The following is an 8195-nucleotide window of genomic DNA, read 5'->3' on the forward strand; positions in this document are numbered from 1 at the left end:
GGCCAACCGGCGACAGGCAAAAGGGCAGTTGGCCCCCGCCAAGTCCTGCGGCGCCGTCTGCGACCGGCTCTCCCCCAGCCCCCGGACGTACACCCGGGGCCATAGCCGGAGCCCAGCCCGCCGAACTGACCGTCACAGATCAGCCCGCCGCCGACGGCTCGTTGGAGCCATGTCGACGGCGGGCCGGGCAGCGCGGTGAGGCGCTGCGAAGACGGCGCTCTTCGCCCGTCCGGGGCCGCTACGGCAGCTTCACGAACGGCGCCAGGAAGGCGCGGGCGCCCGGGGCGTCCAGGCGGTACGACACGTTCGTCGCGTAGCACGGGCCGTCGCCGGTGATCGTGGTGGCCGCGAGCACGTTACGGCCGCCGATCACGGCGAAGTTGGGGCCGCCGGAGTCGCCGTAGCAGGCGCCGCCGTTGCCCTGGGGTGCGGTCATCGCCAGGCGGACCCACGCGTTGTTGAGGGCGTCGAAGGTGACGGGCGCTTTCATCCGGACGCCGCCGCCGGGGTGGGTCTGGCCGCCGGGGCCGCGCTGGGCCTCCTGGGTGCCGTATCCGGCGACGAACCAGTCGGTGGAGTTCAGCGACTGCGGGCCGAGCGCGCCGAGTTGGTTGGCGGTGGGCAGCGTGGCCGGGGTGAAAGTCCAGCGGGCCTTCATCTTGGTCGCGGGCAGCTCGATCACCGAGATGTCGTGCGGGTCGGACGCGGGCCCGGGGTAGTCGGGATGGCTGTGTGCGGTGCCCTCGACGGCGACGGCGCCTGCCTGCGCGGCCGGATCGCCGGGGTACTTCTTCGCGGCGGCGTCGAGGCCGGCCTGCACGTCCTGGTCCAGGGACACGTAGAACTTCACGTTGTCGGGCCAGTCGGTGGTGCAGTGCGCGGCGGTCAGAAACGTGTCCGCGTCGATCATGGTGCCGGAGCAGACCCAGTCGACCCGGTCGGGTGTCGTGGGGTCGCCGTCGTTGTCCCAGGTCGCGACGAGCGCGCCGACCTCGGTGCGCTCGGGTGCGGGTGTCGCGTTGTACGAGTTGATGGCCGAGGACGGCAGCGCGGTCGCTAGGACGGCGGCACAGGCCGCGGCGGTGACGGCGGAGGCGCGTAGGGCGGTCAAGAGAAACCCTTCTACTGACGGGACGGGTGTTCTCCTGTGGGGGGTGCAGCAGCGCCAGTGAAGCGCCCTGAAGACGGCAGCGACAAGAGCACGCTCGCCTTTCCAGGGTTTTCCCTATGCACGGGCCATGCGGGGCAGCTCACCGCGCGAGGCGACCGAACAGGGTCTTGTAGAACAGGCTTGCCACGTAGCGGCCATCGGCGCACCGCGAGGGCAGGAGCACCTGAACTCAAGGCGGATGGAGGCATTGGCCGGGACGTCTTTCTGGCCCGTCGGGCGTGAGCGGCGGCAGCAGCAAGCTCCGGCCCCGCTCCCGAGATGGACAAGATCGCGCTCGACAGACGCAGCCACTGGCACGACCTGACGCCCAACGCAGCTGCTGCCCTGGTCAGCCGCCATCATGGAAGGCCCCCAGTCCCCTGATGATGAGATCCAGCCCAAAGGAGAAGGCCTCTTCGACAGGCACCGGCAACGCGTCCGCGATCGAGTGGACAGCGGGGAACTGTGCCGGATCGACGCCCCGCAGCGCAGCGACCGACACCTCGTTGCTCCGCTGACCGGCGCCGTTCTCACGGTTGAGCTGTATCGCCAGGCCACATACGTAGCGAGCCAGCGTCACTTACGCCCGCGTGGCCAGTGAGCCCTCGAATCCCGCTTCAAGCAGGACCGCGACACAGCGTTCCCGCAGCGCCATCGCGTTGGGGCCGACGGGAATCTGCTCGGCCAGCAGCCGGGCTGCGTTCCCGTGCCTGCCCAGGGCGCGGAACATGGCGTGTGCCACATCCCTCAGAGACTGCTGCCGGCTCGCCGAGGCAAGTTCCCGGTCGTCCAGCTCGACGAGGCCGTACATGTGGTCCACGACCTGCGCCACGAGCTCTGACCGGTTGCCGAAATGCCGGTACAGCGTCGCCGTACCCGAGTCCAGGCGCTCGGCCAAGGTCCTCATCGACAGCGCCTTCGCTCCCTCCTCGTCGACGATCTGCAGCGCCATGGCGAGGATCCGGTCCGGTGGGACCGGCGGACGACCGGCAGCGCGGCGCACCAACTGAGCCATCTCCTTGCTCAGGACCACCGTGGCCCTAACCGCGGGGACTTCCTCTTGACACGACCACCTTATCGGTAACAGTGTATCCATTATGAGTTCCTGGTCTGAGCCCCAGCCCGATTCCCGGTTCGTCGAGGTGGACGGCCTGCGGATCCACTACAAGCGTGCTGGGCGCGGCCCGGCTCTCGTGCTGCTGCACGGCAGTGCCTCATCCCTGCAGCACTTCGACCGCACGACGGATCTGCTGTCGGATGCGTTCGACGTCATCCGTCCCGACCTGCCGGCGTTCGGACTGACGGGCCCGCGCAAGGACCGCGACTACCGCGTCCCGGCGTACGCCGCGACGGTGGCCGGCTTCGTGGAGGCGCTGGGCGTGCCGCGCTACGCATTGGGTGGCAATTCCCTGGGCGGCAACATCGCCTGGAACCTCGCGCTGGATCATCCGGAGCGGCTGACCGGCCTGGTGCTCGTCAATGCCACGGGCTACCCGGAGAAGGAGGTGCCGGCAGGCATGCGCCTGACCCGCAACCCGCTGCTGCGCCCCCTGCTGAGGCGGGTGATGCCGCGCGGGGCCATCGAGCGCAGCCTGCGCGAGGCCGTCGGGCCGTATGCGCAGATCGTGGACGACGCCATGGTGGACCGCGCTCATCAACTCATGAGCCGCCCCGGCAACCGCTCGGCCTTCGTCGACTTCTGCAACACCGACCAGCCGGACCGCAGTCCGCAGATCCCCCGCATCACGGTGCCCACGCTGGTGCTGCGCAGCGCGAGCATCGACGGCCAGCACTTCGCCCGCGACATCCCCGGCGCCCAGGAGCTCGTCCACCCCCACGGCGGACATCTGCTGCCGGAGGAAGAACCGCAGTGGGTCGCGGACGCGATCGCCAAGTTCCTCGGCTCCTGCGCCGACACCCCCACGCACTGAAGGGCAAGGAGGCCCGTTCCATGAAGTACTTCGTCGCCTCGGGTGAGGACCGCAAGCTCACCGCCGACTCGCGCAGGGCCCTGCGCGGCAGCTTCATCGAGCTGTCCGACGGCGTCACCCACTACGAGCTGACGGGGCCCGAGGACGGGGACGTGGTCCTGATGGCGGGCGGCCTGACCATCCCGCTGTTCTACTGGGACGGCCTCGTCGGCGAGCTGCACGCCCGCGGGCTGCGCACTCTGACCTGTAGCGCCTACGGCCGCGGCTACTCCGACCGAGTACAGGCGCGATACGACGAGACGCTGTTCACGCGGCAGCTCGCCGAGCTGACGGACCGGCTCGGCCTGACGGCGCGGCCCCTGCACCTGGTCGGCACCTCCATGGGCGCGCTCGTCAGCATGACGTACGCCGCCCAGTACCGCTCGTCGGTGTCGACCCTCACCATCGTCGGACCCGCCGGTCTCGCGAAGCCGCGGTTGACCTCCCCCAACCGGCTGCTGCGCAGCGATCTGCTGGCCGGAGTGGTCGCCCGCCGTCGCGGCCTTCAGCTACTCCAGGGGCACCTCGGACACAATGTCCGCGACCCCGAGCTCGGCGCGAAACTGACCGAGATGGTCCTCGACGCCTTCCGCTTCGAGGGTTCGCTGTACGCGGTCTTCGACACCCTGCAGCACCTGCCGGTCTCCGGCCGGGACGACCTCTTCCGGCAGACGGGGGCACTGGGCATTCCGACGCTGCTGCTGTGGGGCGACGAGGACAACGTCACGCCACTGGCGCAGTTCGACACGGCGCGCGCTCTGCTGAAGCCGCAGAAGTATCACGTAATTGACAACTGCGGCCATATGGCCCCATACGAACGGCCTCGCGACGTCGCCGATCAGCTCGTCCCGTTCGTGTCCGCACGCACCGAAAGGCTCGACACATGAACAGCCCGCAGGCCATCGACGTACTGATCATCGGTGCCGGCCCCTCGGGCTCCGCCTTGGCGATCGACCTCGTACGCCGCGGACTCGACGTCCGGATCGTCGACAGGTCCCCCCACGCTTTCGAGGGCTCGCGCGCCAAGGGCATCCAGCCCCGCAGCCTCGAAGTCCTCGAAGACCTCGGTGCTCTCGACGACGTGCTGGCCGGCGGCGACATCTATCCCAAGCTCGGGATCCATGCAGGGCCCATCGGTGTGCCGTGGAAGATGTTCCCCCACAAAGACGCGACCCCGGACGTCCCGTACCCGAACACCTGGCTGATCCCGCAGTTCCGCACGGACCGCGCCCTGCACGCCCGGCTCAGTGCGCTCGGCCGCGAGGTCGAGTTCGGCAAGGAACTGACCGAGCTGACGCAGGACGAGAACACGGTGGTCGCCAAGGTGGTGGGCGCGGACGGGGTCGAGGAGATCGTCGCCCGCTATGCCGTGGGGGCCGACGGCGGCTCCAGTGTGGTGCGCAAGCAGCTCGACATCGGTTTCGCCGGGACGACGGACGAGGCCGAGCGCGTGTTGATCGTGGATGCCTCCGTCAGTGGCCTGGCCCGCAACCGGTGGCACATGTGGCCCGGCCTCGGCGGCAAGCTCATCGGCGCCTGCCCGCTCCCCGACAGCGACATGTTCCAGTGGATGATCCGTCTCACGCCCGACGAGAAGCCGCCCCAGGAGATCGGCGCCATCATCGACCGGATCCACTCCCACACCCGCAACCGGCACATCCAGCTGCACGAGATCCACTGGACGTCCGTGTTCCGGCCCAACATCCGTCTCGCGGAGCACTATGGCCGCGGACGTGTCTTCCTCGTCGGCGACGCCGCGCACGTCCACACCCCGGCCGGTGCGCAGGGCCTGAACACCGGCATGCAGGACGGCTACAACCTCGGCTGGAAGCTCGGCCAGGTCCTCGCCGGAGCGGACCCGGCCCTGCTGGACACCTACCAGGCCGAGCGGCAGCCGATCGCCGCCGGGGTCCTGGGACTGTCCACGGAGAAGTGGGGCGGCCTCGCCAAGCTCGACCCCTCCAGCATGAAGCGCGGCAAGGACGAGCAGCAGCTCGCCCTGACCTACTACGGCGGCCCGCTCGCCCCCGCCGACAGCGGCGGCACCAGCACGCTGCACGTGGGCGACCGCGCCCCGGACGCCCGACTGCTCGGCGCCGACGGCGTCGAGACCCGCCTGTTCGAGCTCTTCCAGGGACCGCACTTCACCGCCATCGCCTACGGCCCAGGAGCCGTCCGGGACCTCGAACTCCTCGACTGGCCGACGACGGGCGCCCGGCTGAAGCGGCTCACCGGCGGATCGGCCGCGGGCGACGGCCGCACCTTCTCCGACCCCAAGAACACGCTGCGGAGTGCCTACGGCCTGACGGGCGACACGCTGCTGCTGATCCGTCCCGACGGCTACATCGGGCACATCGCCACTCGGGATTTCCTCACCACCACACAAACCGCCGTGCGGGCAATGACGCCGCTGGCAAGGAGCCGCACCATGTCCTGGCAGAGCCACACCTCCCCCGGTTCGGGGGCCACTGAATGAGCCGCATACTGCTGCGCGGAGCGCACGTCATCACGATGACGCCGGACCGGCCGGACGCCGAGCAGGTCGACATCCTCATCGACGGCGACACCATCGCCGCCGTCGGCGAAACCATCGAGGTACCCGACGCCGAGGTCGTCGACTTCTCCGGCCGCGTCATCATCCCCGGCCTGGTCAACGCCCATCTGCACATCTGGCAGACCGCGCTGCGCTCCGCGGGCGCCGACTGGACGCTGATGGAGTACCTCACCCACCTGCACGGCGAGTGCGTCGGGCAGTACACCCCGGCCGACATGCACATCAGCAATCTCGCCGGCGCCCTGAACCAGATCAACTGCGGTACGACCACGGTCGGCGACTGGTGTCACAACGCCCTGTCGCCCGAGCACGCCGACGCGGCCGTCGAGGGACTGGTCCAGGCCGGGATCCGCGCCGTCTTCCTGCACGGCACGCCCTACCGCTCGCCGGACACACCTCACCCGCTCGCCGAGATCGACCGGCTGCTCGACGGGCCCGTGCGCGAGCACGCCCTCCTCACCCTGGGCATGGCCCTCCAGGGGCCGCAGTACTCCTCCGCCGAGACCGCGCTGGCCGACTTCCGGGCCGGCGCGGAACGCGGCCTCGTCGTCTCGATGCACCAGAGCGGCGGAGAACCCTCACCCGGCTGGGAAGCCGTGCGCAACGCCGGGCTGTTCAGCCCTCTGACCAACGTCGTGCACGGAGCCGACCTGCCCGACGACTGGATCAAGACCCTCGTCGAAGCGGGCGTCACCTTCACCACCACCCCGGAGAACGAACTGGGCCAGGGACACGGCACACCCGTCACCGGATCCCTGCTGAGCCTCGGCGCGGCACCCTCCCTGGGAACGGACATCGACACCGTCGTACCCGGCAGGGTCCTCACCGCCGCCCGGATCGCCCTGGCCCACCAGCGCAGCCTGGACCACGCCCACCACCGGCAGACGACCGGCACGTACGCCAACACACCATCTGTCACCGGCAAACAGGCACTTGCCTGGGCCACGGTCGAAGGCGCCAAGGCACTGGGCCTGGCGGACAGGGTGGGGCGGATCGAGGCGGGCATGCAGGCGGACCTGGTCGCCGTCGACGCCCGGGCGCTCAACCTGTGGCCGGCGCACGACCCGGTCGCCACGGTCCTGCACGCCGACATCGCCAACATCGAAGCGGTGATGGTCGCCGGCACCTGGCGCAAACGCGATCACGTCCTGCTCGCATCCGGCCTCGACGAGGTCAGGGACCAGCTGTGCGAGTCCGGAGAGCGGCTGCTGCGCGGCATCAGGCCCGCGGGCTCTCCCGGCTGACAGACCGCAACGGCCCCCACGCGTGAACCGCGCGCCGACGCGCACGACACACCCGTCCTCGTCGGCGCGATGGCCACGCCCCTCAGAGCCGCACACCGCGGCCTCGTTCCCACAGCAAGAGAGTGCCGTGAGCAGTCCCATGCCGACTACCGCGGGGATGCCTCGCGACGCCCTGCACTCCCAGCAACAACTTCGACTCCGTCCCGGTCGCACGGAGCGCCGCCGCTCCCCTCTCGGCGCTGCCCGAGCGGGCCCGACCCCAGAGGGCCCGCGGCAGACGTAGGCGTCAGCGGACACGGCAACCGAGCACGCTCTCTCCCTGGTCTCGCCCATCACAGCGATCGCACGGCGGCCACCGCCGCTGCCCAACGGGCGGCCCGGCACGTAGGCCGCCGTGCCGTTCCTCGACCCGGCCGCCGGCCAGGCGGTGGGGCTCAGACGTCGTGCGCCGTCGGTCACCGCGGCGGGGGTCCGCCAGGCGTCCGGATCACGTGCTCCACAGCACGGTGCCGTTCTGCACGATCACCACCTTGCCGTCCTTGCGCAGGACGAGCTGCGCGCCCGGGTGCCCGAAGGTGTTCGTGGCCCATACGGGCTGGTCGTCGCCGTTGTAGACACAGAGGTTGCCGTCCGTCTGGAAGCGGGCCGTGTAGCCCTCGCCGAAGCTCATGGCGGCCCAGGTCGGCTTGCCGTGCTCGTTGTAGACGACCAGGTTGCCGTCCGCCTGCATGGTCATCCGGATGCGGTTGGTCTTCCAGGACTCTCCGGTGGAGAGCACGTTCGTGGCCGAGACGACGGTCTGCGTCCACTGCGGTGCGCTGGGCTTCCTCGTCGCCTTCTTGGTCTGGGTGACCGGCTTCGGCTCCTTGGTGGTGGGGGCGGCCTGAGCGGTCTTCGTGATGACCACGGGGGCGGGTTCCTCGCGCTCGGTCTCCTTCTCGGTGGGGCTCGGCTCGGCGGTTCTCTTCGATGCCTCGGGGCTGGGCGACGGGGAGGGCTCGACGGGCGCGGGCGCCGCCACCACGGTCCGGCCCGTGTCCTGCTCGTCGTCCTCGTCCCGGTCGGCCAGGAGCGGCGGGACGGTCAGGACCGCGGTGGCCGCGGCGGCGCTCACGGCGGCCGTCCACGCGGTGACGGCCCAGACGCGGGGGCCGGGGGTCAGGCCCCGGGGTCCGCGGGCCGGACGGCGCCGGAAGGTGTCCGCGAAACTCCTGCCCGTCCCGGGCTCCGAGGGGGACCGTTCGGACTTGGACAGGTGCGGGCTGGGCTCAGACATG

Annotated in this window: 6 protein-coding genes and 1 pseudogene; 4 read left to right on the forward strand and 3 right to left on the reverse strand. The window is 70.4% G+C overall.

The genetic code is table 11. From position 1 onward, the window contains the following. Positions 1-238: 238 nt before the first annotated feature. Both M2163_RS06145 and M2163_RS06150 read right to left on the reverse strand, forming a co-directional pair. The gene (locus M2163_RS06145) at positions 239-1111 is read right to left on the reverse strand and encodes a trypsin-like serine protease (RefSeq protein ID WP_280893347.1); all 873 of its coding nucleotides are present in this window, start codon (positions 1109-1111) and stop codon (positions 239-241) included. 388 nt (positions 1112-1499) lie between these two features. Continuing rightward, positions 1500-2246 (reverse strand): annotated as a pseudogene (locus M2163_RS06150) (TetR/AcrR family transcriptional regulator). 1 nt (position 2247) lies between these two features. Between M2163_RS06150 and M2163_RS06155 the strand changes: the two are divergent. Genes M2163_RS06155 through M2163_RS06170 form a run of 4 tightly spaced genes read left to right on the forward strand, consistent with a single transcriptional unit; the run spans position 2248 to position 6918 of the window. Next, the gene (locus M2163_RS06155; RefSeq protein WP_280893348.1) at positions 2248-3081 is read left to right on the forward strand and encodes an alpha/beta hydrolase; all 834 of its coding nucleotides are present in this window, start codon (positions 2248-2250) and stop codon (positions 3079-3081) included. A 20-nt stretch (positions 3082-3101) separates the two neighbouring features. Continuing rightward, positions 3102-4007: an alpha/beta hydrolase gene (locus M2163_RS06160; protein WP_280893349.1), complete on the forward strand. Its 906-nt coding sequence runs from the start codon at positions 3102-3104 to the stop codon at positions 4005-4007. Beyond that, the gene (locus M2163_RS06165; RefSeq protein ID WP_280893350.1) at positions 4004-5596 is read left to right on the forward strand and encodes an FAD-dependent oxidoreductase; all 1593 of its coding nucleotides are present in this window, start codon (positions 4004-4006) and stop codon (positions 5594-5596) included. Before M2163_RS06160 ends, M2163_RS06165 begins: the two co-directional genes overlap by 4 nt. After that, positions 5593-6918: an amidohydrolase family protein gene (locus M2163_RS06170; RefSeq protein ID WP_280893351.1), complete on the forward strand. Its 1326-nt coding sequence runs from the start codon at positions 5593-5595 to the stop codon at positions 6916-6918. The genes M2163_RS06165 and M2163_RS06170 overlap by 4 nt, the downstream gene beginning before the upstream one ends. A gap of 487 nt (positions 6919-7405) precedes the next feature. Here M2163_RS06170 and M2163_RS06175 read toward each other — a convergent pair whose 3' ends face one another. Next, a complete protein-coding gene (locus tag M2163_RS06175; protein WP_280893352.1) occupies positions 7406-8194 on the reverse strand; it encodes a mannose-binding protein in 789 nt (262 codons plus the stop codon). Position 8195: the final 1 nt, after the last annotated feature.

Origin of the sequence: Streptomyces sp. SAI-135 (assembly GCF_029893805.1) — a bacterium.
Taxonomy (GTDB): Bacteria; Actinomycetota; Actinomycetes; order Streptomycetales; family Streptomycetaceae; genus Streptomyces.

What these genes read in the sequence shown, in the direction of transcription:
- M2163_RS06155 (WP_280893348.1), top strand. Translation starts at nt 2,248, where the DNA reads ATGAGTTCCTGGTCTGAGCCCCAGCCCGATTCCCGGTTCGTCGAGGTG.
- M2163_RS06175 (WP_280893352.1), bottom strand. Translation starts at nt 8,194, where the DNA reads ATGTCTGAGCCCAGCCCGCACCTGTCCAAGTCCGAACGGTCCCCCTCG.
- M2163_RS06165 (WP_280893350.1), top strand. Translation starts at nt 4,004, where the DNA reads ATGAACAGCCCGCAGGCCATCGACGTACTGATCATCGGTGCCGGCCCC.
- M2163_RS06170 (WP_280893351.1), top strand. Translation starts at nt 5,593, where the DNA reads ATGAGCCGCATACTGCTGCGCGGAGCGCACGTCATCACGATGACGCCG.
- M2163_RS06160 (WP_280893349.1), top strand. Translation starts at nt 3,102, where the DNA reads ATGAAGTACTTCGTCGCCTCGGGTGAGGACCGCAAGCTCACCGCCGAC.